Origin of the sequence: Pseudomonas corrugata (assembly GCF_050920615.1) — a bacterium.
Lineage (GTDB): Bacteria > Pseudomonadota > Gammaproteobacteria > Pseudomonadales > Pseudomonadaceae > Aquipseudomonas > Aquipseudomonas corrugata.
Map to the genome: position 1 here is coordinate 2278160 of NZ_CP130434.1, position 25280 is coordinate 2303439.

The 25280-nt window shown below is 61.1% G+C and carries 23 protein-coding genes; 14 read left to right on the forward strand and 9 right to left on the reverse strand.

The window, feature by feature from the left end:
• Positions 1–54 precede the first annotated feature (54 nt).
• Complete coding sequence (locus QZH45_RS10475; protein WP_024776733.1) at positions 55–597, reverse strand: exonuclease domain-containing protein; 543 nt, start codon at positions 595–597, stop codon at positions 55–57.
• A 171-nt stretch (positions 598–768) separates the two neighbouring features.
• Here QZH45_RS10475 and QZH45_RS10480 point away from each other — a divergent pair, with 171 nt between their 5' ends.
• The 3 genes from QZH45_RS10480 (at position 769) to QZH45_RS10490 (ending at position 3317) form a co-directional block, all read left to right on the forward strand.
• Positions 769–1395, forward strand: a complete 627-nt coding sequence (locus tag QZH45_RS10480) for a TetR/AcrR family transcriptional regulator (protein WP_024776734.1) — start codon at positions 769–771, stop codon at positions 1393–1395.
• Between the two features lie 112 nt (positions 1396–1507).
• On the forward strand, positions 1508–2284 hold the full coding sequence (locus tag QZH45_RS10485) for a substrate-binding periplasmic protein (RefSeq protein ID WP_055137373.1): 777 nt from the start codon (positions 1508–1510) through the stop codon (positions 2282–2284).
• A 226-nt stretch (positions 2285–2510) separates the two neighbouring features.
• Positions 2511–3317 carry an alpha/beta fold hydrolase gene (locus tag QZH45_RS10490; protein ID WP_055136172.1) on the forward strand — a complete coding sequence of 269 codons (807 nt, stop codon included), beginning with the start codon at positions 2511–2513 and terminating at the stop codon, positions 3315–3317.
• 75 nt (positions 3318–3392) lie between these two features.
• On the opposite strand, the gene dsbG is transcribed toward QZH45_RS10490, so the two are convergent.
• Genes dsbG through dsbD form a run of 3 tightly spaced genes read right to left on the reverse strand, consistent with a single transcriptional unit; the run spans position 3393 to position 6732 of the window.
• A complete protein-coding gene (gene dsbG / locus QZH45_RS10495) occupies positions 3393–4160 on the reverse strand; it encodes a thiol:disulfide interchange protein DsbG (protein ID WP_053193542.1) in 768 nt (255 codons plus the stop codon).
• Positions 4136–5005: a TlpA disulfide reductase family protein gene (locus QZH45_RS10500; RefSeq protein WP_024776738.1), complete on the reverse strand. Its 870-nt coding sequence runs from the start codon at positions 5003–5005 to the stop codon at positions 4136–4138. Before QZH45_RS10500 ends, dsbG begins: the two co-directional genes overlap by 25 nt.
• The gene (gene dsbD / locus QZH45_RS10505) at positions 5005–6732 is read right to left on the reverse strand and encodes a protein-disulfide reductase DsbD (RefSeq protein ID WP_024776739.1); all 1728 of its coding nucleotides are present in this window, start codon (positions 6730–6732) and stop codon (positions 5005–5007) included. Before dsbD ends, QZH45_RS10500 begins: the two co-directional genes overlap by 1 nt.
• A 174-nt stretch (positions 6733–6906) precedes the next feature.
• Here dsbD and QZH45_RS10510 point away from each other — a divergent pair, with 174 nt between their 5' ends.
• The 3 genes from QZH45_RS10510 to QZH45_RS10520 all read left to right on the forward strand — a co-directional run bounded on the left by QZH45_RS10510 (position 6907) and on the right by QZH45_RS10520 (position 9509).
• Positions 6907–7587, forward strand: a complete 681-nt coding sequence (locus tag QZH45_RS10510) for a response regulator (protein WP_053193537.1) — start codon at positions 6907–6909, stop codon at positions 7585–7587.
• On the forward strand, positions 7584–8915 hold the full coding sequence (locus tag QZH45_RS10515; protein ID WP_055134900.1) for a sensor histidine kinase: 1332 nt from the start codon (positions 7584–7586) through the stop codon (positions 8913–8915). The genes QZH45_RS10510 and QZH45_RS10515 overlap by 4 nt, the downstream gene beginning before the upstream one ends.
• Positions 8916–9017: 102 nt before the next feature.
• On the forward strand, positions 9018–9509 hold the full coding sequence (locus QZH45_RS10520; protein ID WP_024776742.1) for a GNAT family N-acetyltransferase: 492 nt from the start codon (positions 9018–9020) through the stop codon (positions 9507–9509).
• Between the two features lie 125 nt (positions 9510–9634).
• Here the strand turns inward: QZH45_RS10520 and ppsR are convergent, their stop codons facing one another.
• Positions 9635–10453 carry a posphoenolpyruvate synthetase regulatory kinase/phosphorylase PpsR gene (ppsR, locus tag QZH45_RS10525; RefSeq protein ID WP_024776743.1) on the reverse strand — a complete coding sequence of 273 codons (819 nt, stop codon included), beginning with the start codon at positions 10451–10453 and terminating at the stop codon, positions 9635–9637.
• 176 nt (positions 10454–10629) lie between these two features.
• Between ppsR and ppsA the strand changes: the two genes are divergently transcribed.
• The 8 genes from ppsA (at position 10630) to QZH45_RS10565 (ending at position 18799) form a co-directional block, all read left to right on the forward strand.
• Positions 10630–13005, forward strand: a complete 2376-nt coding sequence (gene ppsA / locus QZH45_RS10530) for a phosphoenolpyruvate synthase (RefSeq protein ID WP_024776744.1) — start codon at positions 10630–10632, stop codon at positions 13003–13005.
• 215 nt (positions 13006–13220) lie between these two features.
• Entirely contained in the window at positions 13221–14210 is a 990-nt protein-coding gene (locus QZH45_RS10535) for an alpha/beta fold hydrolase (protein ID WP_055134899.1), read from the forward strand.
• Between the two features lie 116 nt (positions 14211–14326).
• Positions 14327–14818 (forward strand): ribonuclease E activity regulator RraA, encoded by a 492-nt coding sequence (rraA, locus tag QZH45_RS10540; RefSeq protein ID WP_024776746.1) that lies wholly within the window; start codon positions 14327–14329, stop codon positions 14816–14818.
• Positions 14819–14843: 25 nt separating this feature from the next.
• The gene (locus QZH45_RS10545; RefSeq protein ID WP_024776747.1) at positions 14844–15839 is read left to right on the forward strand and encodes a zinc transporter ZntB; all 996 of its coding nucleotides are present in this window, start codon (positions 14844–14846) and stop codon (positions 15837–15839) included.
• A 62-nt stretch (positions 15840–15901) separates the two neighbouring features.
• Positions 15902–16147, forward strand: coding sequence for a hypothetical protein (locus tag QZH45_RS10550; protein WP_014337331.1), 246 nt, complete (start codon positions 15902–15904; stop codon positions 16145–16147).
• Between the two features lie 2 nt (positions 16148–16149).
• Positions 16150–16974, forward strand: a complete 825-nt coding sequence (locus tag QZH45_RS10555; protein ID WP_024776748.1) for a mechanosensitive ion channel family protein — start codon at positions 16150–16152, stop codon at positions 16972–16974.
• 91 nt (positions 16975–17065) lie between these two features.
• Entirely contained in the window at positions 17066–17656 is a 591-nt protein-coding gene (sigX, locus tag QZH45_RS10560) for an RNA polymerase sigma factor SigX (protein WP_024776749.1), read from the forward strand.
• A 108-nt stretch (positions 17657–17764) separates the two neighbouring features.
• Positions 17765–18799, forward strand: a complete 1035-nt coding sequence (locus QZH45_RS10565) for an OmpA family protein (protein ID WP_024776750.1) — start codon at positions 17765–17767, stop codon at positions 18797–18799.
• A 161-nt stretch (positions 18800–18960) separates the two neighbouring features.
• Here QZH45_RS10565 and cobA read toward each other — a convergent pair whose 3' ends face one another.
• The 4 genes from cobA to nirB are packed head-to-tail and all read right to left on the reverse strand — an operon-like array spanning position 18961 to position 25211.
• Positions 18961–19716, reverse strand: a complete 756-nt coding sequence (gene cobA, locus QZH45_RS10570) for a uroporphyrinogen-III C-methyltransferase (protein ID WP_055134898.1) — start codon at positions 19714–19716, stop codon at positions 18961–18963.
• A gap of 10 nt (positions 19717–19726) precedes the next feature.
• A complete protein-coding gene (locus tag QZH45_RS10575) occupies positions 19727–22444 on the reverse strand; it encodes a nitrate reductase (RefSeq protein ID WP_055134897.1) in 2718 nt (905 codons plus the stop codon).
• Positions 22444–22761 (reverse strand): nitrite reductase small subunit NirD, encoded by a 318-nt coding sequence (gene nirD, locus QZH45_RS10580; RefSeq protein ID WP_055134896.1) that lies wholly within the window; start codon positions 22759–22761, stop codon positions 22444–22446. Before nirD ends, QZH45_RS10575 begins: the two co-directional genes overlap by 1 nt.
• Positions 22758–25211, reverse strand: a complete 2454-nt coding sequence (gene nirB / locus QZH45_RS10585; RefSeq protein WP_024776754.1) for a nitrite reductase large subunit NirB — start codon at positions 25209–25211, stop codon at positions 22758–22760. Before nirB ends, nirD begins: the two co-directional genes overlap by 4 nt.
• Positions 25212–25280 lie beyond the last annotated feature (69 nt).

Sequence of the window (25280 nt, forward strand, 5' to 3'; positions counted from 1 at the left end):
AGGCCGGCCAGTATGCACAAGGCTTCGACACTCGTCATCTGTGGCGCAGACCGATCAATCCGCCAGCACCAGGGGCAATAACCTTGCCGTATTGCGCGCATCTTCCAGGGCGCGATGCTGTTGACCGGAAAACTGCAGGCCGGCCAGTTGTAACGCCCCGTTAAGTCCCAGAGGCCGATCGAGCCGACGGGCCTTGGCAAAGCGTTGCTTGAGATTCATGTGGGGTACGTGGGCAAGAACACTGTGCAAGTGTTGCTGCTGCCATTCCTGGAGCAACTGTTTGCGATCATAGTCGCCCCAACTGACCCAGCCCCCCAGGTTCGCGTGGTAGGGCGCCAGCCAGCGTTCGAACGCTGGCCAGACCTCGGAGATGGGCGCCGCGCTGTCGATGCTGGCTTGGGTGATGTGCGTCAGCTCGCGGCAAAAGGACGTGAGCAGCGGTCGTCTCAGGGGGCGCACGAAACGCTGGAAATGATCCAGCTCGCGCCCGTCACGGTTCACCAGCGTGGCGCCGATCTCGATAATTTCCATTTCGGCTACCGGCCAGCCACCTTCATCGGTGGTGGCCTCCAGATCAATCACCAGCCATTGAGGCATCGTGGGGTTCCCGGTGTCGGCGTGCAGATGGCTTTGAGCGTAGTCAAATGCGATACATTCGCCTAGTGGCCTGTACGGTTAATTCGAGTACTCAAATTCTGCCCGAGCGCTTGCCTGGGTGGCCGGCTCGGCTTAAATTGCCGGCGCCACGACGACTGCGGGAGAGAATGGGTGGACGAGCAAAAAGCCCTGACGGTGATGCATGAGCTGGTTGGCCTCGGACAATTGACCGACCCAGGCAGCGCTCGCGGCAAACTGCTCCAGACCGCCGCCCATCTGTTTCGCAACAAAGGCTTCGAACGCACCACGGTGCGCGACCTGGCGAGCGCCGTGGGCATTCAGTCCGGCAGCATTTTCCACCACTTCAAAAGCAAGGACGAGATCCTGCGGGCGGTGATGGAAGAAACCATCCGCTACAACACCGCCTTGATGCGTGCGGCACTGGCCGAGGCGGGCAGTGTGCGCGAACAAGTGCTTGCTCTGATCCGCTGTGAATTGCAGTCGATCATGGGCGGCACCGGCGAGGCAATGGCGGTATTGATCTATGAGTGGCGCTCGCTATCTCAGGAAGGGCAGCGGCAAGTGCTGGCATTGCGGAATATTTACGAAGACTTGTGGCTCGAAGTATTGGGTCGGGCCAAGGATGCCGGGTATATTCGCGCAGACGTGTTCATTACCCGGCGTTTTCTCACTGGAGCATTGTCCTGGACCACTACCTGGTTTCGCGCCGAGGGTTGCCTGAGCCTCGACCAACTGGCCGAGCAAGCGTTGATTCTGGTACTGGAACAAAAACAATAATCAAGCGGCCGCTTCAAGGGGTCGCAGAGCTGGCTAAGTGGTTGAAACCGCCTAGCTTGAATGTATGCATGGACTTTTGGGGAGTGGTGCCTTGACGTTTTCGCCGAAGAGGATGACCTCGCGTGTCTTGCTGGCTGCACTGGCTGTTTTCCTGATGGTGCCGGCCTCGGCGGCGCAACTGGTCAGGATCGGAGCTGCGCATTTTCCACCCTACACCGTGCGCCCGGAAAACGGCGTCGACACCGGCCTGCTTCCGCAGTTGGTCGAAGCCCTGAATCACTCCCAGACCGATTATCAGTTCGAACTGGTACCGACGTCGATTCCCCGCCGTTTCAATGATTTCAAGCAAGGCCGGGTCGATATGGCGATCTTCGAGAACCCCGACTGGGGCTGGAAGGATGTGCCTCATACCGCAGTGGACATGGGGCTGGAAGATGCGGAAGTCTTCGTCGCCCAACGTCAGCCGGATCGCCAGCAGAGCTACTTCTCCGACCTGAGGGGCAAACGCCTGGCGCTGTTCAGCGGCTACCACTACGCCTTTGCCGAGTTCAACGCCGACCCCAAGTTCCTGATTGGCCAATACAACGCCACGCTGACGTACTCCCACGACAGCAACCTGCTGATGGTCTTGCGGGGGCGGGCGGACATCGCCCTGGTGACCCGTTCGTACTTGAACGATTACGTGCTGCGCAACCCCGAGGTCGGTCCCCAGTTGCTGGTGTCCGAACGTATCGACCAGGTTTACCACCACTATGCACTGATCCGGCCACAGGCGCCGATTACCAGTGAAACGTTTGGACAATTGCTGCAGAAGCTTCGGGATAACGGCCAACTGCTGGCGATTTTCAAGCCTTACCAGATTGAACTGGTGCCAACTCACGCTCATTGACCGCAGTCCCTGTTTCCCCTTCTTGCTCACGTCTCGCGAGGGACTTTGGTCATGGCTGTTTCCCCATCGACTGTTGTGAAATCTCACGCTATCGCCGGCAACCGGGTCGGTCTACTGTCAGACCTTACACGTGCCGGTCGCAACACGGATGGCCTGGCGATTGACGGCTTGTCGTACGGCACGTCAGTCTGGCCGGGTTTTTTACACGCAAACAAGGAGGTCATCGATGCCCTTTGCAACCCTTGACGGACAACCGCTTCACTACCTGGACCAGGGCCACGGCCCGGTGGTGGTACTGGGTAGCAGCTATTTGTGGGATCACGGCATGTGGGCACCGCAGATCGAAGCGTTGTCGCGGCAATACCGGGTGATCGCCCCGGACCTGTGGGGCCATGGTCAATCCGGGCGTTTGCCTGAGGGCACGACTTCCCTGGACGACCTGGCTCGCCAGGCCCTGGGGTTGATGGATCAGTTGGGTATCAATCGCTTCAGTCTGGTGGGGCTCTCGGTGGGCGGCATGTGGGGGGCACGGCTGGCGTTCATGGCTCCGGAGCGGCTCCAGGCGCTGGTGTTGATGGACACCTATGTGGGCGTCGAGCCGGAGCCGACGCGCCTGTATTACTTCTCGCTGTTCGACAAGATCGAAGCCAGTGGCAGCATTCCCGAACCGTTGCTGGACATTGTTGTGCCGATCTTCTTCCGACCAGGCATTGATCCGCAGTCGCCCCTGTACCGGCAATTGCGCACCGCACTGGCCGCGCTGCCGGCTGATCGTCTGCGCGACAGCATCGTGCCGTTGGGACGGATCATTTTCGGCCGGGACGATATCCTGCCGCGCCTGGGAGAGCTGGATGCCGGCAGTACTTGGGTGATGTGCGGTGACCAGGACAAACCACGGCCACCTTCCGAGTCTCTGGAAATGGCCGGGTTGATCGGTTGCCCCCATGCGCTGATCCCGGAGGCGGGGCACATTTCCAATCTGGAGAACCCAGGGTTCGTTACCGAGGCATTGCTTGAGTTTTTGCGTAGCTGATCCTCTGCAATCGCGAGCAGGCTCGCTCCCACATTGACCTGCCAAGCCCGCTGCCACAACGATTTCCAGGGTTGGTTATTTCGGTCCGAGGATCTTCACCAGTTTGTCCGGTGATGGAGCGCCTTGTTGCTGTTGCAGCTCGCCTTTGTCATCCATGTAGAAGATCGCCGGGGTGGCGGATAGCTCCAGCTCATCCATCAACTGCTGGTTGGCGTCAAGTTTGGCCTGAATGGTGGGCGGTATGTCTTTGAGGGGCTTGAGTGTGCTGCCCTTGCCGGATCTTTCATGGTCCTCCAGGGCTTTTTGCGGGTCCTTGGCCGCCAGCAGCGCGGCGGATTTCCCGGGGCTGTCTTCACGGATGATGCCCACCATGATGTGGCGCAACTGCACCTTGCCGGCCTTTACCCATGGCCGGGCCTGTTCCCAGAACATGTTGCAGTACGGGCAGTTGGGGTCACTGAACAGGTATACGGTGCGCGGTGCGTCCTTGTTGCCGTCGGCGATCCAGTTGCTCGCCTCCATTTTTGCCCATATTTCCTTGGCCATCGGTGCATAAACCAGTCTCTGCAGCGGCTCGGCGCTCAGGTCCTTGCCGTCGGCGTCGTACAGGTTGCCGAGCAGGACGTGTTGGCTGTCCGGGGTCAGGTACAGTGCCATGCCACGGTTCTGGTATTGCGCCGCGTAGCCGCGTAGCCCGTCCGGTGCCTCGAAGGTGCCGACGATCTTCGCGCCCTTGGCTTCGATTTTCTTGATGGCTGCTGGCAGTTCTTCGGCCTGTAGCAGCGGCGCTTGCGACAGCGCCGTGGCGACGGCCAGAGTCAGCAGGTGGCGGAGGCGGGGCATGGCGGTTTCCTTGTGGCGGTGTGGGGCGCCGTAGTTGAACCCGGCGTTTCGAAGTTTTCCAGGGCTCGGGCCAGGCTCGCCTCCGACAGTTCTCCCAGGTGACTACCCAGCAGTCGGCCGTCGGCGCTGTAGAACAGCGTCGTCGGCAGCGCCATGGAACCTACGGCCTGGCCGAGGCGACCGCTGCCGTCGAACAAGACGTTGTCCAGACTCAGGCCCTGGGTGGCGAGGTAGGTGCTGACGCTCTGCATGCTTTCGGCCTGGTTGACGAACAGGAAAGTCAGGTCCGGCCGCTGCTGTTGGGATTCTTCCAGTACTGGCATTTCGCGCCGGCATGGCGGGCACCAGGTGGCCCAGAGATTGATTACCAGGGGGCCGCCCTGATAGTCGGTAAGTTTCACGGTCTGTCCGTTGGCGTCGCGCAGTTCGATGTCCGGCAACCGGGTGCCCTGTTCATAGATCGTCAGTGCCATCGTCGCCACCAGCCAGAACAGCAGGCCGCTGCCGACGCCGAATCCCAATGGCCGGCGCAGGGCCGGTCGACGTCTGGCCCACAGTAACGTCCCGATCACCAGTGCCACGATGCCTGGCCAGGCCAGGAAGCCGCCGTCGCGCAAGTCGACGATCTGCCATGGATCGTTCTGGTAATGGTTCCAATAGGCGACGACAAAGCTGATCCGCGCGGCGATAAGCCCGATCAGGAACAGCACGAACAGCACCGACTCGGGGTTCTCGCCACCGCGCTTGGCCACTCGCCAGCCCACGAAGGTCGCCAGCGCCAGGGCACTGATCAGCAGCAGGTGGTTAAGGGCGATGGCGAAGGTGCCCAGGGTGAATGTCAGCATCAGTTCGTGTCCCGGGTACTGTTCCAGCGTTCCAGGAAGCCCTTGGCATCGACTTCCCCGGTGATGCGCTGGCTGCGGCGTTCTTCACCGTCGGCGCCGATCCACAGCAGGCTCGGCGGCCCGGGTACCTGATAACGCTTGAGCAACTCGCGGCTGGCGGCGTTGTCTGCGGTCACGTCGAGGCGCAGCAGGCGGACGTCTTTCAAGGCGTTCAGCACCTCGGCTCGGCCAAACACCTGTTTTTCCATGATTTTGCAGGATACGCACCAGTCGGCGTAATAATCCACGAGCACCCATTGACCCTGGGCCTTGGCCGCGTCCAGTTCCTGTTGCAGAACGGCAGGTTCGCTGACCGTGACGAAGGCGTCGTGGACGCTGACGGTCGCGCCGCCCTGGGCGCCGGTGTAGACCTTCAGGGGCTGGAAGAAGTCGTCACTACCACCGGCAGCACCCACCAGCAGCACGCTGCCCCACAGGCCAAACAGCAGTGACGCGCTGCCGCAGGTGTAGGCCATGCGGCCGAACCCTTCGGTCTGGCGCCAGGCGCTGTAGGCGGCGATCAATAACAACATCCCCCACAACCCGACCCACAGCGAGCCGTCGATGACCGGACGGATCATCAGCAGCGCGGTGCCCAGGAACAGGAAGCCGAACACGCCCTTGACCAGGTCCATCCAGGCGCCGGGCTTGGGCAGGAAGCGATTGCCCACGGTCACCAGCAGCAACAGCGGCAGGCCGATGCCGACGCCCATGGCGAACAGGATCAGGCCGCCGTGCAGTGCATTGCCGCTCTGGGCGATATACAGCAGCGCACCGGCCAGCGGGGCGGTCATGCACGGACCCACCAGCAGACCGGACAGTGCGCCGAGAATCCCTGCGCCCACCAGGCTGCCGCCGCGGCGCTGACGCCCGGCATTCTCCAGGCGGTCGCGCAACGTAGTCGGCAGTTGCAATTCGAAGAAACCGAACATGGGCAGCGCCAGCACCACGAACACCGTGGCGAAGGTGCCCAGCAGCCAAGGCTGTTGCAGCAAGGCCTGAAGGTTGGCGCCCAGCAGCGCGGCCAGCACACCCATGGCGGCGTACACCAGGGCCATGCTGATCACGTAGCTGCCCGCCAGAGCCAGGCCGCGTCGAGCCCCGGCACCGCTGCCGACGACCAGGCCTGCGAGGATCGGCAACATAGGCAGGGAGCAGGGCGTAAACGCCAGCAACAGCCCCAGGCCGAAGAACACCAGCAGGCTCCAGCCCAATGCCCGTTGCTGCAGGCCGCTGGCCAGGGCCTGGTCCGGCGCTTCGCCGTTGACCACTGCAGGGCCACCGCCGCCCAGGTCGACCACCTGGGTCTGAGGTGGGTAGCACAGTCCTGCATCGGCGCAGCCTTGGAATCCCACTTTGATCTTGCCGGTGACGCCTGCCGGAACCTTCAGCTCCAGTGCCTGGCGATAGACCTGTTGGTCGCCGAAAAACTCATCACTGTGGGCTTCTCCCTCGGGGAGTTCAGGTTTCTGCGCGTCGGCAAGACCATCGAATTTGAGTCGCTGCCGATACAGATAGTACCCATCGGCGATTTGCCAGAAGAGCTGGGTTTCCCCGGAGTCCAGGCGTTCGGAAGTAAACACGAAGGCTTTTTCCACCGGCAGGAAATCGGGTTTGGTTTCGAAGGGGTTGGCCGCCTGGGCCAGGCCCGAAATCAGCAGCAGCCACAGCAAAAACAATCGACGCATGGATAAAGCCTTAGAACGAAGCAAGTGGAAAGCACGATGGCGCCTGGCGATTAACCGTCGATTAAACGGCGAGGGCCGGTTTGCCGCAATGATCGCCCATGTTTGCCGCACTCGTCGCATAATGTCGGCTTAATCGGCCGGCGGCCTAATGTACCTTTTTCCACGAGGCTTACCATGCGTGTACTGGTTTGCGAAGACGATGAACTGATCGCCAGCGGGATCGTCGCCGGTCTCACGGCCCAGGGCCTGACCGTCGAGCACGTGGGGTCGGCCTCGGCGGCGCGGGCGATGATCGGCGTGGCCGAGTTCGATGTCATGGTGCTGGATCTGGGGCTGCCCGATGAAGACGGTCTTAAACTGCTCAAGCAATTGCGCCAGCAAGGGCTGGAGATTCCGGTGCTGATCCTCACCGCGCGGGATTCGGTGACCGATCGGGTCGACGGTCTGCAAGCTGGCGCTGATGACTATCTACTCAAGCCTTTTGACTTGCGCGAACTGGCGGCGCGCCTGCACACCTTGCTGCGACGCGTGGCGGGTCGCAGCATCAACCTGATTGAGCACGGTCGACTGACTTACGATCCCAGCAGCCGTGAAGCCCTCCTGGATGGCCAGCCGGTGGATTTGTCCCGGCGTGAGCAGTCACTGTTGCAGGCGCTGTTGCACAGCCGTGGCCGGGTGTTGTCCAGCGAGCAGCTCAAGGACAGCGTGTACGGCTTCAACGACGAACTGGAAAGCAACGCCCTCAACGTCCATATTCATCACCTGCGGCGCAAGCTCGGCAATGGAATTGTCGAGACTGTACGCGGGCTGGGTTATCGCCTCGGACCGGCCGATGGCGGAGAGTCCTCCAAGTGATGAGCCTGCGATTGCGCCTGAGCCTGACCCTGGGCGCGGCGTTCACCCTGATCTGGGCCCTGGCGGCGGCATGGATGCTCAGCGATCTGCGCAACCAGATGATGTTTTCTCTCGACCAGCGCCTGGTGGCATCGGCGCGGATGGTCGCCGGCCTGCTGGAGCAGTTGCCGCCGCTGCCCAGCAAGGGCGAGGGCACGCATTTCAGCGCCGAGCAGTTGAGCATTCCCGGTGGCATGGCTTGCCAGGTCAGTTCCTTGCGCGGCGAAATCCTGGCCCGCAGTCATGGCACCCCGGAACAGGTCCTGGAAGCCGAGAAAATAGGGTTTCACGACCAGATGATCGACGGCGCACCCTGGCGCAGTTTCACCCTGGCCCGGGGCGACGTGCGCATTACCACCGCCGACCGCCAGATCGAACGGGAAGCCCTGAACATGTCGATTCTGTTGGCGGCCTCGGTGCCGGTAGGGGTGGCGCTGCTCGGGTGCCTGTGCCTGCTGTGGTTGGGCATCGGCCAGGGCCTGGCACCGCTCAACCGCATGCGCGATGCGCTGATGCGCCGCAATGCCGACTCCCTGGAACCCTTGCAGATCCATCCATTGCCCAGCGAGCTGCGTCCCCTGCTGGAGACGCAGAATCAGCTGTTCCAGCGCATCGGCAAGACCATCGAGCGCGAGCGAAGGCTGACCGGCGATGCAGCCCATGAACTGCGCAGCCCTCTGACGGCCATCAAAACGCACCTGCAAGTGGCGCGCATGACCGAAGGCGTCGCGCGCGACCAGTCCCTGGCCAGGGCCGAGGAGGGCGCCGACCGCTTGCATCGCACGCTCGAGCAATTGTTACTGCTGGCCCGGGTGGAGGGCAGTCTGTCCTTCGACGATGGGGTACAGTGCAACGCCGAGCAAGTCGCGAGGCTGGCGATTCAGGATGCGGCCAGTGGCGATCCCGGGCGAATCAGGTTGCATGTGTCTGCTGGGGTATCCGATGCGCCGGTGCAGATGCCGGCGGTGTTGTCCATCGCGGCATTGCGCAACCTGCTGGATAACGCGCTGCGTCATACCCCGGAGGGCACCGAAGTGGAGCTGAGCCTGGAGATGATTGGTCAGCGGGTACGTTTCCAGGTCCGCGATCACGGTCCAGGCATCGCTGCCGACGATATCCAGCACTTGACCCAGCGCTTCTGGCGCAACGGTCAGAGCACCGGTTGCGGCCTGGGATTGGCAATCGTCCAGGCCATTGTCCAGCGTTGTGGCTGCAGCCTGCATTTCGACAGCCGTCCGGACGGGCTGCGGGTGGAATTGACGATGCCGGTGCAGGTGGGGGTTCGGTAGCTGACTGCTCGAAGCTTCCTGCAACCATTGCTATTGGCGCATCCGGGTCATCCGGGTCTATGTTTTTTCAGCTCGACTCAAGGACTGAGGAAAACAGCGACAATGGACACCTTCATCGAAATCAGCACCGCTGTGCCTGGCGATGCCGGCATCATCAGCCGGATCGCCGAGCGCTCCATCCGGGTCGGTTGTGCCGCAGAGCACCGTAATGACCCGCGCATTGTAGCCGCCTGGGTCCGCAATAATGCCCCAGCGCGTATTCGCCCCTGGCTGGCCGACCCGCGGTTGCGCCTGACCCTGGCACGCCTGCATGGGCGGCCGGTGGGCGTCGCGATGGCCTCGGTCAGTGGCCGGATCGCGTTCTGCTATGTGCAGCCGGAGTGGTTTCGGCGTGGCGCCGGGCGGGCGCTGGTGCAGGACATGGAAGCGTGGTTGTATGGCCGCGGACTGACCCAGGTGCGTCTGAACAGCACAGGCACCAGTCATGGGTTCTATCGCCGCCTGGGGTTTGAGCAAAGCGCCAAGGCGTTTGTCATTGGCGGCATCGCGGCCATTGCGATGCACAAGTCACTGGGCAAGCGGTTGAAGCGTTAGGCCAGGGCGCTGGATGCCCAATGCAGGCGGGTCAAGCCCATTCCTGTGGGAGCAAAGCTTGCTCGCGATAGCGGCCTCAATCGCGAGCAAGCTTTGCTCCCACGGGGCTCGCAGTGTGTCCGCGGTTACTTGAATCGCCGCTCCACGCCTTTCTCCACCAGGATCTTCGCCGAAATCTCCTCCACGGAAAAATGCGTGGAGTTGATGTGGGGGATGTTTTCCCGCCGGAACAGGTTTTCCACCTCGCGCACTTCGAACTCACACTGGGCGTAGCTCGAATAGCGACTGTTGGGCTTGCGTTCGTTGCGGATCGCGGTGAGGCGGTCCGGGTCGATGGTCAGGCCGAACAGCTTGTGCTGGTGGGCACGCAAGGCGCTGGGCAGTTGCAGGCGCTCCATGTCCTCTTCGGTCAGCGGATAGTTGGCTGCGCGGATGCCGAACTGCATCGCCATGTACAGGCACGTCGGTGTCTTACCACAACGCGACACCCCCACTAGGATCAGGTCGGCCTTGTCGTAATAATGCGTGCGAGCGCCGTCATCGTTGTCCAGCGCGAAGTTGACCGCCTCGATCCGCTCCATGTAATTGGAGTTGTGACCGATGGAGTGGGATTTGCCGACCGAGTAGGAAGAATGCTCGCTCAGCTCCTGCTCCAGGGGGGCCAGGAAGGTAGAAAAGATGTCGATCATGAAACCATTGGACGTTGCGAGAATCTCACGGATGTCTTGATTGACGATGGTATCGAAGATGATCGGGCGAAAGCCGTCGGTTTCGGCGGCTTTATTGATTTGCTGTACCATCGCCCGCGCCTTGTCGACGCTGTCGATGTACGGACGTGTCAGCTTGGCGAAGGTAATGTTTTCGAACTGCGCCAGTAGGCTTTGGCCCAGGGTTTCGGCGGTGATGCCGGTACCATCGGAGATAAAGAAAGCAGATCGTTTCATTTGCACCTTGGGCCTTAAGCTAATAGCGTTTCTTGGATATGATAGGCGCGATTTGCCGGCCGCCAATGGCCAGCATTCTCACTTATTTTCCAGGTCCAGGCCATATCGCCGGCCAACGCTCCCCAGGAGTCGCCGGTGCCTTGAGCTTTTCCAACACAGTTAGTGGAGAGATCACCTTGGTAGAGTACGTAGTTTCCCTCGATAAGCTCGGCGTCCATGATGTGGAGCATGTGGGGGGCAAGAACGCATCCCTGGGCGAGATGATCAGTAACCTCGCCGGCGCCGGTGTCTCGGTGCCGGGTGGCTTCGCCACGACAGCTCAGGCTTATCGTGATTTCCTGGAACTGAGCGGCCTGAACCAGCAGATCCATGATGCCCTCGATGCCCTGGATGTCGATGACGTCAATGCCCTGGCCAAGACCGGTGCCCAGATCCGTCAATGGATCATGGAAGCCGAGTTCCCCGAGAAACTGAACAGCGAAATCCGCACTGCCTTCGCCAAACTGTCCGAAGGCAACCCCGATATCGCTGTCGCCGTGCGCTCCTCGGCCACCGCCGAAGACCTGCCCGATGCCTCCTTCGCCGGCCAGCAGGAAACCTTCCTGAACATCCGGGGCGTGGACAACGTCATCCGTGCCGCCAAGGAAGTCTTCGCCTCTCTCTTCAACGACCGTGCCATTTCCTACCGTGTGCATCAGGGCTTCGACCACAAGCTGGTCGCCCTGTCCGCAGGCGTGCAGCGCATGGTCCGCTCCGAAACCGGCACTGCCGGCGTGATGTTCACCCTCGACACCGAGTCGGGCTTCCGTGACGTAGTGTTTATCACCGGTGCCTACGGCCTGGGTGAGACCGTCGTCCAGGGCGCGGTGAACCCGGATGAGTTCTACGTCCATAAAGGTACTCTGCAAGCCGGCCGTCCGGCCATCCTGCGCCGCAACCTGGGCAGCAAGGCCATCAAAATGATCTACGGCGACGAAGCCAAGGCAGGTCGTTCGGTGAAAACCGTCGATGTGGACAAGGCCGAGCGTGCCCGTTTCTGCCTGACCGACGCCGAAGTCAGCGAGCTGGCCAAGCAGGCCATGATCATCGAGCAGCACTACAAGTGCCCGATGGACATCGAATGGGCCAAGGACGGTGACGACGGCAAGCTGTACATCGTGCAGGCCCGCCCGGAAACCGTGAAGAGCCGTACCCAGGCCAACGTCATGGAGCGCTACCTGCTCAAGGAAACCGGCACCGTGCTGGTGGAAGGGCGTGCCATCGGCCAGCGCATCGGTGCCGGCAAGGTGCGGATCATCAAGGACGTCTCGGAGATGGACAAGGTCCAGGCCGGCGACGTGTTGGTCTCAGACATGACCGACCCGGACTGGGAACCGGTGATGAAGCGCGCCAGTGCCATCGTCACCAACCGTGGCGGACGTACTTGCCACGCGGCGATCATTGCCCGTGAACTGGGTATCCCGGCGGTGGTGGGGTGCGGTAATGCCACCCAACTGCTCAAGGACGGTCAGGGCGTGACTGTTTCCTGCGCCGAAGGTGATACCGGCTACATCTTCGAAGGTGAGCTGGGCTTCGACATCAAGAAGAACTCCGTGGATGCCATGCCGGAGCTGCCGTTCAAGATCATGATGAACGTCGGCAACCCGGACCGTGCCTTCGACTTCGCGCAATTGCCGAACGCCGGTGTAGGCCTGGCCCGCCTGGAGTTCATCATCAACCGCATGATCGGCGTGCATCCCAAGGCGTTGTTGAACTACAGCGGCTTGCCGCCAGAGATCAAGGGCAGTGTCGACAAGCGTATTGCCGGCTACGACGACCCGGTCGGCTTCTATGTCGAGAAACTCGTGGAAGGCATCAGCACCCTGGCGGCGGCGTTCTGGCCGAAAAAGGTCATCGTGCGTCTGTCGGACTTCAAGTCCAACGAATACGCCAACCTGATCGGCGGCAAGCTCTACGAGCCGGAAGAAGAAAACCCGATGCTGGGCTTCCGCGGTGCTTCGCGCTACATCAGCGAAACGTTCCGTGACTGCTTCGAACTCGAATGCCGTGCCCTCAAGCGCGTGCGCAATGACATGGGCCTGACCAACGTCGAGATCATGGTGCCGTTCGTGCGTACCCTGGGCGAAGCGAGCCAGGTAGTCGACCTGCTGGCGGAAAACGGCTTGGCCCGTGGCGAAAATGGCCTGCGCGTGATCATGATGTGCGAACTGCCGTCCAACGCGATCCTGGCGGAAGAGTTCCTCGAGTTCTTCGACGGTTTCTCCATCGGTTCCAACGACCTGACCCAGTTGACCCTCGGTCTGGACCGTGACTCCGGGATCATTGCGCACCTGTTCGACGAGCGGAACCCTGCGGTCAAGAAGCTGCTGGCCAATGCCATCGCCGCCTGCAACAAGGCTGGCAAGTACATCGGCATCTGCGGCCAGGGCCCTTCGGACCACCCGGACCTGGCCAAGTGGCTGATGGAACAGGGCATCGAAAGCGTGTCGTTGAACCCGGACTCTGTGCTGGAAACGTGGTTCTTCCTGGCCGAGGGCCAAGGCGCGGCCTGAGTGGAGCGGGGCCTCTAACGGCAATGCCGATGAGTTGAGCTGCAAATCTGTGGGAGCGAGCCTGCTCGCGAAAGCGCTGTGTCAGTCGCCATCAATGGGCCTGATCCACTGAATTCGCGAGCAGGCTCGCTCCCACAAGGCTTTGTCGCCAAGCCCCTTTGATTTAAGTAGGGCGGGCTCCTGTCGGAAGCCGCCCTTTTTTGTGCAAGAGTATTATGCAAAGCAGCAGCAACCTTTTTCCTGTCGCCCTGATCAGCGCCGAGCGGCGTGGCGATCTGAGCGAAGATGTCTACCGGCTGAAACCCGGCAACAGCCCGGACCCCAGCGTCGAACTGGCTGTTACCCGCCTGGGCATGGCCGACGCCGGACAGGTCCGCGGCGTCCCGGTGATCCTGTTGCACGGCAGCTTCTCCAACCGGCGCTTCTGGTACTCGCCCAAGGGGCTGGGCCTGGGTGCGTATCTGACGCGGTTGGGATTCGATGTATGGATTCCCGAGATGCGCGGTCATGGGCTGTCCCAGCGCAACCAGGACTATCGCAACAATCGTGTGGCTGATTACGCCCGCTACGACTTGCCGGCCATCGGCGCCTTTGTGCGCGAGCAGAGCGGGCAAGTGCCGCATTGGATCGGCCATTCCCTGGGGGGCATCACCCTGGCGGCGGCCTTGGGCGGCCAATACCTGGGCGAAGCGGCCGTAGCATCGGCGGCGTTCTTCGGCACTCAGGTCAGTCGCACCTACTGGCCGTTGAAAATCCCACCGGTGGAGTGGAGCGGGCGGTTCATCCTCAAGCGTTTTGCGCAGTTGTCCGGCTCCCGACTCAAGCGCGGTCCGGAGGACGAACCCATCGGCCTGGCTTTGGAGAGCATGCGTTGGTACGGCTTGTTCGGGCGTTTTGGCGATGCCGATAAGGACTGGTGGGCGGGCCTGGCCGAGGTGCCAGTGCCGGTGCTGGCAGTGAGCGCCGCCGGGGATCACCAGGACCCGACCTGGGCTTGCCGCAAGCTCTTCGAGCAGGTGGGTTCCGAGCACAAGCGGTTTGTCTGCCTGGGCCGGGAGCACGGCTTCGGTGACGATTTCGGTCATGTGGAGATGCTGGTCAGCAAGGCTGCCCACGCTGAGATCTGGCCTCTGGTGGCGCGTTGGCTGGAGGAGCAGAGTATGCCTTTACCGACACCCCGGCCGGTTCTAGCCGAGGCGGTTTGAGAGACGAGGGCATTTCGCTCTGGTCGGCTTGCGGCTAAGATATGACGCGTTAAACGGTTTCGGTCACAAACGGTTGCTCATTCAGTCTGACGTTCCAGCCCTTCAGGAGTTGTTCGATGAACCATTACCTCACGCCCGACCTGTGCGATACCTATCCGGACCTGGTGCAGGTGTTGGAACCGATGTTCAGCAATTTCGGCGGCCGCGATTCGTTCGGTGGCGAAATCGTGACCATCAAGTGCTTCGAGGACAACTCCCTGGTCAAGGAGCAGGTTGAACTCAAGGGCAATGGAAAGGTACTGGTTGTCGACGGCGGGGGCTCTCTGCGTCGGGCGTTGCTGGGCGACATGCTGGCCGAGAAAGCCGCGAACAACGGTTGGGAAGGGCTGGTGATCTACGGCTGCATCCGCGACGTGGACGTCATTGCCCAGACCGACCTTGGTGTCCAGGCCCTCGCCAGCCACCCGATGAAAACCGACAAGCGCGGTATCGGTGATCTTAATGTATCCGTGACCTTTGCTGGCGTGACGTTTCGTCCGGGCGAATATGTCTATGCGGACAATAACGGCGTGATCGTCTCGCCAAGCCCGCTGAAAATGCCTGAATGAAGCTTCACAGCTGTAAGGGATGAGGATGTTCGAGGAAGAAAACGCGCAGTGGGGGCTGGTGCATGCCCTGGTGCTGGATGGCAAGGGCGGCGCGCGTTCGATCGCCCGGACCGAGCTCGACGACCTACAGTTGCAGGCGCACGAAAGCCTTTGGCTGCATTGGGATCGCAGCCATCCGCAGACCCATACCTGGTTGCGCAAATCCAGCGGACTGAGTGAGTTCAACTGCGATCTGCTACTGGAGGAAAACACCCGGCCGCGCTTGTTGCCATTACCCGAAGCCGAGCTGCTGCTGTTCCTCAGGGGCATCAACCTCAATCCGGGCGCTGAACCTGAAGACATGGTTTCGGTGCGGATTTTTGCGTCCGCCCAGCGGGTGATCTCCCTGCGTCTTCGCCCTTTGCGCGCCACGGATGAGCTGCTGGCGCACCTGGCCGAAGGAAAGGGACCGAAAACCGCGTCGGAACTCATCCTTTATATGGCGCAGTACCTGACCAACAAGGTCCAGGATCTGGTTTCCCAGCTTTCGGAAATCGTCGATGGCGAAGAAGAAATGCTTGATGCCGACGAACGGTATACGCCCGAGCACGATGCCATTTTGCACATTCGCCGCCGAGCCGCCGGGTTGAAGCGATTCCTGGCGCCGCAACGGGACATTTTCGGGCAGATGTCGCGTATCAAACTGCCGTGGTTCGTCGAGGACGACGGCGATTACTGGAATGAATTGAACAACAGCCTGACCCGTTATCTCGAGGAGCTGGAATTGACTCGAGAGCGCGTGGGGCTTGTGCTGGAGGCTGAAGACCGGCGCCTTTCCGTGCGCATGAACCGGACGATGTATCGCTTCGGCATCGTCACCGGGATCTTCCTGCCGATGAGTTTTCTCACGGGCCTGCTGGGCATCAATGTCGGCGGTATTCCATTTTCCCAAAGCCCCTACGGCTTTCTGGTCGCCTGCCTGCTGATGGCCGGTGTGGCCCTGGGACAGTGGTGGCTGTTCCGTCGTCTGCGCTGGGTGTGACAGGTTTCATGTGACCCGACGAAATTTGATCGCGTCTTTCACAGACATCACGAGAGGTGCGTATGCACGATCCGTTTGAACAGTCTTTGCGCGACATGCTCAAGGCCTCGCCGTCCAGTCGGGACGACGATGCATGCCTGGGGCGTGTGCTGAAAACCGCCAACCGCCAGGTCGGCGCCGGCGATCTGTTCAGCCTGCTGGGCCGTTGGCTGCCCGCGCTGATGATCGCCTTGAACAACGGGTCGGCCCATGTCTCGCCGGTTTCCCGTCGTAAACCTGTTACCCGCACCGCTGATAAGGCTGACTGAATATGGAACTGAATCTCTGGACCCAGAGCCTCGTCGCGGCAATGACTGCGCTGTGGACCAAAGTGGCCAATTTCATCCCGAACCTCTTCGGTGCACTGGTGGTGGTGCTGTTGGGATTCGTCGTGGCCAAGTTGCTGGACACGCTGCTTTCCAAGCTGCTGGCCAAATTGGGTCTGGATCGCCTGATGGGCGGTACTGGCCTGACCAAGTTGCTGTCCCGTGGCGGCATCCAGGTACCGATCTCGACCCTGGTGGGCAAAATTGTCTACTGGTTCGTGTTGCTTATTTTTCTCGTTTCCGCGGCTGAATCTCTAGGTCTTGAACGGGTTTCGGCAACCCTCGACATGCTTGCGCTGTACCTGCCCAAGGTTTTCGGAGCAGCCCTGGTGTTGCTGGTCGGCGTGCTGCTGGCTCAACTGGCCAACGGGCTGGTGCGCGGGGCAGCCGAAGGCGTAGGGCTGGATTACGCCTCGGGCCTGGGGCGAATCGCCCAGGGACTGGTGATCATCATCAGTATTTCTGTCGCGATCAGCCAGTTGGAGGTCAAGACCGACCTGCTCAATCATGTGATCGTGATCGTATTGATTACCGTTGGTCTGGCGATTGCGCTGGCGATGGGATTGGGAAGCCGGGAAATCGCCAGCCAGATTCTTGCGGGAATCTATGTGCGTGAACTGTATGAGGTTGGGCAACAAGTGCGGGTTGGCGAGGTCGAAGGCCAGATCGAGGAGATCGGCACGGTGAAGACCACATTGCTGACCGAGGAGGGCGAACTGGTGTCGCTCTCCAATCGGATCCTCCTGGAGCAGCATGTGAGTAGCCGCTAACCTGGCAAACTCTGCTAATGTATGCCGCCGCAAAACGCCCGCTATCGCAGGCTGCGGCGCACATTGACCTAGACCGTCGGTCCGACTTGTTTTGAACAAACCCCAATCGTTGTCCATGCGCTATGACCCCCGTGATCTCTCTGATGAGGAGTTGGTCGCGCGCGCGCATACGGAGCTGTTCCACGTAACACGTGCTTACGAAGAGTTGATGCGCCGTTACCAGCGTACATTATTTAACGTTTGTGCACGTTATCTAGGGAACGATCGCGACGCTGATGATGTCTGTCAGGAGGTGATGTTGAAGGTGTTGTATGGCCTGAAGAACTTCGAGGGGAAATCTAAGTTCAAGACGTGGCTATATAGCATCACTTACAACGAATGCATCACACAGTATCGCAAGGAACGGCGAAAGCGTCGTTTGATGGACGCTTTGAGCCTTGACCCTCTCGAGGAAGCGTCTGAGGAAAAGGCGCCCAAGCCCGAGGAAAAGGGTGGACTCGATCGCTGGCTGGTTTATGTGAACCCGATCGACCGTGAAATTCTGGTGCTACGATTTGTCGCAGAACTGGAATTCCAAGAGATCGCAGACATAATGCACATGGGTTTGAGCGCGACAAAAATGCGTTACAAGCGCGCTCTCGATAAGCTGCGTGAGAAATTTGCAGGCATTGCTGAAACTTAAGTTCGGCGCAAATATCTCTTACGTGTAGGCAAGTTCTGATAGACTTGCCGCCGAGTTGTCCCCCGGTTTGCGGGACTGCTTCACAATCACCAGATGGGGATTTAACGGATGAAACTGAAAAACACCTTGGGCTTTGCCATTGGTTCTCTTATTGCCGCTACTTCGTTCGGCGCGCTGGCACAAGGCCAAGGCGCAGTTGAAATCGAAGGCTTCGCCAAGAAAGAGCAATTCGACAGCGCTCGTAACTTCAAGAACAACGGCAACCTGTTCGGCGGTTCGGTTGGTTACTTCCTGACCGACGACGTTGAACTGCGTCTGGCCTACGACGAAGTACACAACGCACGTTCCGACGACGGTCGTAACATCAAGGGCGCCAACACTGCACTGGACGCTCTGTACCACTTCAACAACCCAGGTGACATGCTGCGTCCGTACGTCTCGGCCGGTTTCTCCGACCAGAGCATCGGTCAGAACGGTTCCAGCGGTCGTAACCGTTCGACCTTCGCCAACGTTGGCGGCGGCGCCAAGCTGTACTTCACCGAGAACTTCTACGCCCGTGCCGGCGTTGAAGCTCAGTACAACATCGACCAGGGCGACACCGAGTGGGCTCCAAGCGTCGGTATCGGTGTGAACTTCGGTGGCGGCTCCAAGCCTGCTGCTGCTCCAGTTCCAGCTCCGGCTGAAGTCTGCTCCGACAGCGACAACGATGGCGTGTGCGACAACGTCGACAAGTGCCCTGACACCCCAGCCAACGTAACCGTTGACGCTGATGGCTGCCCAGCAGTTGCTGAAACCGTACGTGTTGAGCTGGACGTGAAATTCGACTTCGACAAGTCGGTCGTCAAGCCAAACAGCTACGGCGATATCAAGAACCTGGCTGACTTCATGAAGCAGTACCCAGCAACCACCACCACTGTTGAAGGTCACACTGACTCCGTCGGTCCTGACGCTTACAACCAGAAACTGTCCGAGCGTCGTGCAAACGCCGTCAAGCAGGTTCTGACCAACCAGTACGGTGTTGAATCGTCCCGCGTTCAGTCTGTTGGCTACGGCGAAACCCGCCCAGTTGCCGACAACGCCACTGACGCTGGCCGTGCTGTTAACCGTCGCGTAGAAGCGCAGGTTGAAGCCCAAGCTAAGTAATTAGCCCACAGCTTTGAAAAAGCCCGGCTTATGCCGGGCTTTTTCTTGCCTGCGATTTGCCCAACACGAAGTAAAAACCCTGTGGGAGCCTGCTCGCGGTAGCGGTATGAATGCACCGCCACCTTCATGAATGCACCGCCACCTTCGCGAGCAATGACGGGTTACAGGACTGAAGCCTGGCGCCATTCGGATTGGGATTTTGCCAGTTCAACTGCACCGGCCACTGCACCAATCACCAGGATCGCCGGGCTTTTGAGTTGAAACGCAACTGCGTCGGTCTCCATCGAAGCCAGGACGCTGCGGCAGTCTCGCTGATGAGGCAGGGAGGCGTTCTCGATCATGGCTACGGGGGTGTCCGCTGCCAGGCCACCCGCCAGCAGTTGCTCGCGGATCTCGCTCAGTTTCGCCACCCCCATGTACACCACCAAGGTCGTCCCGCCCTGTGCCAGGGCTTGCCAGTTCAAGCGGCTGCCGTCCTGGGTGTGGGCGGTGACCAGCGTCACGCCCCGGGCGATGCCGCGCAAGGTCAAGGGAATGTCGCACTGGGTTGCTCCCGCCAGCCCGGCCGTGATGCCATTGACCAGTTCCACTTCGACGCCATGCTCACGCAGCCATTGCGCCTCTTCACCACCTCGGCCGAAGATGCAGGGGTCGCCGCCCTTGAGGCGGACCACGCATTTGCCTTGGCGCGCATAACGCAGCATCAGCCGGTGGATGAAGGCCTGTGGCGTGGAGCGGCAGCCGCCGCGCTTGCCTACGGCGATGATGCGGGCACCGGAGCAATGTTCCAGCACCGCTTCGTTGACCAGATCGTCGATCAACACCACGTCGGCTTCGCGCAGGGCTCGCACGGCCTTGAGGGTCAGCAATTCAGGGTCGCCAGGACCCGCACCCACCAGCCAGACTTTTGCGTTCATAGTGTTTTCCTCACGATAGAGCGGCCGTCGGTTGCGCAGTGGCGACCAGCAGGCGCTTGATTTCCGGTACGCAGGAGCCGCATTGCGTGCCACAGCCCAGTTCCTGTTTCAGCCCTTGCAGGTCCAGCCCTCGTTCAATGCCAGCACAGATCGCACGCTGACTGACGTTCAAGCAGTTGCACAGCGTTTTGCTGCCCCCGGCCGCCGCGCCAGCATTGCCCGGTGGTGCACTCAACGGCGCCAGTAGCCAACGGCGCAGTTGCTCATCGGCACGACCTTCCTGCCACAGGTTCTGCAACCAATGGCGGGCAAGGGTTTCCCCGGCCAGGCGGATGGCCGTGATGCGACCGTTTTCGATCCGCACCCGTTTACCGATGGCGCGACGGGGATCGTCATAGGCCAGTACCGGCCCGTCGATCAGTCCCAGTTGTTCGTCGATCGTTTGCAGCAGTTCTGGATCAGGCGCTACGGCGCTGGCAGCGCGAATCAGCAACGCGGGACGTTCACGACCGGTCAGGCTCATACTGACGTAGGCAAACGCCTCACACAGCGGACGCAACGTCTCCAGATGCTGTTGGATATCGCCTTCGATCAGCGCGAAAAGCTGCCAAGGCAGGTTCACCGGTTCCAGGCGCACGCCGCTGTGCTTGAGTTCCGGTTGTTTCGACAGGGGATCGAATGCCGGTTGAGTCAGGGTATTGACCCCACCCTTGAGGAACCGGTCCCCCCAGTGCATTGGCAGGAACGCCTGGCCGGGCCGCACGCTTTCGTCGCTGTCCACGGCCACGATCACCGCGCCACGACGACTCTTGAGGCTGACCAGATCGCCCGGTTGCAGGCGCTGGCGCTGCAGTTCGTCGGGGTGCAGGCTGAGTACGGCTTCATTCACATGACCGAACAACTGCGCGGCGGTGCCGGTGCGGCTCATGCCGTGCCACTGGTCCCGCAGTCGGCCGGTGTTGAGGGTCAACGGGTAGCGCGCGTCCCGCAGCTCCCTGGCGGCGCGATACGGTTCGGCGACAAACCGCGCTCGGCCGCTGTCGGTGGGGAAAATGCCATCCACGTACAGACGCGCCGTCCCGACCGTGGCGCCCTCAGGGAAGGGCCACTGCTGGGGGCCAAGTCGATCAATCAGCCCATGGCTGATACCGGACAAGTCGAGATCTCGCCCCCGGGTCAACTGCTTGTATTCGTCGAACAACTGGGCTGGCGCGTCAAAGGCGAACAGGCTGGGCTGGCCCGGCCGCAGACGTTTCTCCAGGCGTTGTGCGAAATCCACGGTAATGGCCCAGTCTGGTCGTGCTTCGCCCGGTGCGTCGATAGCCCGGCGTACGTGGGATATGCGTCGTTCGGAGTTGGTCACCGAACCTTCTTTTTCACCCCAACTGGCTGCAGGCAGCAGCAGGTCGGCAAACCCGGCGGTTTCGGTGGTCCGGAAAGCCTCTTGCAGCACCACGAACGGGCAGGCCTGCAGGGCCTCCCGGACCGCCGTCTGGTCCGGCATCGATTGAGCCGGGTTGGTGCAGGCAATCCACAAGGCCTTGATCTTGCCGTTGCGCATCTGCTCGAACAACTCGATTGCGCTCAAGCCGGGGCTTGCGGGCAGTTGCTCGACGCCCCAGTACTCGGCGACTTCGGCGCGATGTTCCGGGTTGGCGGCTTCGCGGTGGCCTGGCAACAGGTTCGACAGGCTGCCGGTTTCCCGACCGCCCATGGCGTTGGGCTGGCCGGTCAGCGAGAAGGGCCCGGCACCCGCACGACCGATCTGCCCGGTGGCCAGGTGCAGGTTGATCAATGCACTGTTCTTGGCGCTGCCGGCGGTGGACTGGTTCAGGCCCATGCACCACAACGACAGGAAGCTGGGGGCCGTGCCGATGGCTTCGGCACACTGATGCAGCTGATCGACGCTGATGCCGCACATCTGGGCAACCATCGTGGGTGTGTAATCGCGTACCAGGTTCTTCAGGTCCGCAAAGCCCTCGGTATGGGCCTTGATGAAATCGCGATCGACCCAGTCTTCCCACAACAGCAGATGCAAAATCCCATGAAACAAGGCGACATCGGTCCCTGGCAGGATGGCCAGGTGCAGGTCCGCCAGGTCGCAGGTATCGGTGCGCCGAGGGTCGATGACTATGATCTTCATCTGCGGGCGGCGGGATTTGGCTTCTTCGAGGCGGCGAAACAGGATCGGGTGGGCGTAGGCCATGTTACTGCCGACGATCATGACGCAGTCGCTCAGTTCCAGGTCTTCGTAGTTGCAGGGCGGCGCGTCGGCGCCGAGGCTGCGCTTGTAGCCCACCACGGCCGAGGACATGCACAACCGGGAGTTGCTGTCGATGTTGTTGGTGCCGACCAGGGCACGGGCAAGTTTGTTGAAGGCGTAGTAGTCCTCGGTCAGCAATTGGCCGGAGATGTAGAACGCCACGCTGTCGGGGCCATGTTCGGTGATGGTCTCGGCGAATACGCCGGCAGCGTGCTCCAGGGCGCTGTCCCAGTCGGTACGGGCACGGGGCAGGGTTTTGCCCAGGCGCAGCTCGGGGTACAGGGCCCGCGCCGCGAGGTCGCCGGTCAGGTGCAGGGTCGAGCCCTTGCTGCACAGTTTGCCGAAATTGGCCGGGTGGGCGGGATCGCCACTGACGCCGAGGATGCGCTCGTTGTCGTGCTCGATCAGTACGCCGCAACCGACCCCGCAGTAACAGCAGGTCGAGGCAGTAGTCTGGCGGTTCATCAGCTTGCGTTCCTTAGCGCCAACAGCACCCGGCCATTCTCGACCCGGGCCGAATGATGATGGGCACAGCCCACGTCCGGCGCCTGGGCCTGGCCGGTCTCCAGGTCGATCTGCCAGTTGTGCAGCGGGCAGGCCACGCGCTTGCCATAGATCAAGCCCTGGGACAACGGGCCACCCTTGTGCGGGCAGCGGTCATCGAGTGCGAACACTTCATCGTCGCTGGTACGAAAAATCGCGATGTCGCCCTTCGGGCCGTTGATGATGCGCGAACCCAGGGCATTGATGTCTTCCAGCGCGCAGATATCCAGCCAGTTCATGCTGGCACCTCCAGGTTCTTCACGGGGATGACTTCAAATTCTTTCTTCAACTGGGGTTGTTCCAGGCGCTGTTTCCATGGGTCCTGCTCCAGCGAAAGGGAAAACTTCAGGCGCTCATGAAGGGCCTTGCGCCGCGCCGGGTCTTCGAGCACGGCTTTCTTGATGTGCTCCATGCCGACCCGCTGCATGTAATGCACGGTACGTTCGAGATAGAAGGCTTCTTCGCGGTACAACTGCAAAAAGGCACCGTTGTATTCGCGCACTTCCTCGGCGGTCTTGAGCTTGACGAAGAACTCGGCGACCTCTGTCTTGATCCCGCCATTGCCGCCGATGTACATCTCCCAGCCGGAATCGACACCGATAATGCCCACGTCCTTGATGCCGGCTTCCGAGCAGTTGCGAGGGCAGCCCGAGACCGCCAGCTTTACCTTGTGCGGCGACCACATGTTGAACAGGTCGTGTTCCAGTTCGATGCCCAGCTGCGTGGAGTTCTGCGTGCCAAAGCGGCAGAACTCACTGCCCACACAGGTTTTCACCGTGCGGATGGATTTGCCGTAGGCATGGCCGGACGGCATGTCGAGGTCAGCCCAGACACCGGGTAGGTCCTGCTTCTTGATACCCAGCAAGTCGATGCGCTGGCCGCCGGTGACCTTGACCATGGGCACGCTGTATTTGTCGGCCACGTCGGCAATGCGTCGCAGCTCCGACGGCGTGGTCACGCCGCCCCACATCCGCGGGACAACCGAATAGGTGCCGTCCTTCTGGATGTTGGCGTGGGCTCGTTCGTTGATCAGCCGGGATTGCGGATCGTCGTGGGCTTCACCGGGCCAGGTGGAAATCAGATAGTAGTTCAGCGCCGGACGACAGGTGGCGCAGCCGTTCGGGGTGCGCCAGTTCAAGTAGTTCATGGTGCCGGCGATGGTCAGCAGGTGCTCGTCGCGGATCGCCTGGCGGATCTGGCCGTGGTTGAGGTCGCTGCATCCGCAGATGGCTTTTTCGCTTTTCGGTTTGACGTCTGCCGCACCGCCGACGGTGTTGATGAGAATCTGCTCGACCAGCCCGGCGCAGGAGCCACAGGAGCTGGCGGCCTTGGTGTGTTTTTTTACGTCATCGACGCTGAACAGGCCATGTTCCTGGATCGCCTTGACGATGGTGCCCTTGCACACGCCGTTGCAGCCGCAGACCTCAGCGGAGTCGGCCATGCTCATGGCTTTGTCCTGGCCCTGATGGCCTACGTCTCCCAGCGCGTTCTCCCCAAACATCAGGTGATCGCGGATCTCGCTGATGGCAGCATTCTCGCGAATCTGGCGGAAGTACCAGCCGCCATCTGCCGTATCGCCGTACAGACAGGCGCCGACCAGCACGTCATCCTTGATCACCAGTTTCTTGTAGACGCCGCCGATGGGGTCGGAGAGGGTGATGGTCTCGGTGCCTTCTCCGCCCATGAAGTCCCCGGCGGAAAACAGGTCAATGCCGGTGACCTTGAGTTTGGTCGAGGTCACCGAGCCTTTATAGGTGGCGAAGCCCAGTTGAGCGAGGTGGTTGGCGCAAACCTTGGCCTGTTCGAACAGCGGGGCCACCAGACCGTAGGCGGTGCCGCGATGGTTCGCGCATTCACCGATGGCGTAGATGCGCGGATCATAGGTCTGCATGGTGTCGTTGACCAGGATCCCGCGGCTGCAGGGGATGCCGGATTTTTCCGCCAGTTCGACGTTGGGGCGGATGCCGGCCGCCATCACCACCAGATCGGCGGGGATGATGTCGCCGTTCTTGAACTGCACCGAGCCGACCCGGCCATTGCCAGCGTCGTGCAGGGCCTGGGTCTGCTCGCAGAGGCGGAATTTCAGGCCGCGATCTTCCAGGGCCGTTTGCAGCAGTTGGCCGCTGGTCTTGTCCAGCTGACGCTCCAGCAGCCATTCACCCAGGTGCACCACGGTCACGTCCATGCCCCGCAACTTCAGGCCATTGGCGGCTTCCAGGCCCAGCAGGCCGCCACCGATCACCACGGCATGCTTGTGGGTCTTGGCGGTTTCGATCATCGCCTGGGTGTCGGCGATGTCACGGTAGCCGATCACGCCGTCAAGCTTGTGGCCGGGAATCGGCAGGATGAACGGTGTGGAGCCGGTAGCGATCAGCAGGCGATCGTACTCGGCCTCAGTGCCGTCTTCGGCGATGACCCGACGCTTGACCCGGTCGATCTCCACGACCTTGCGGTTGAGCAGCAGGTTGATGTGGTTGTCCTGGTACCAGCTCAGGTCGTTGAGGACGATTTCTTCAAAGGTTTGCTCGCCGGCGAGCACGGGGGAGAGCAGGATGCGGTTGTAGTTGGTGTGAGGCTCGGCGCCGAACACCGTGATGTCGTACAGCTCGTTGCTCAGCTTGAGCAGTTCTTCAAGGGTTCGAACCCCGGCCATGCCATTGCCGATCATCACCAGTTTGAGTTTTTTCATCAGGGTTCTCCGCAAGCCCAGGCCCGGTTTCGTCACGTTTCATCACGGCGATCGGACTGGCTCGGCAAT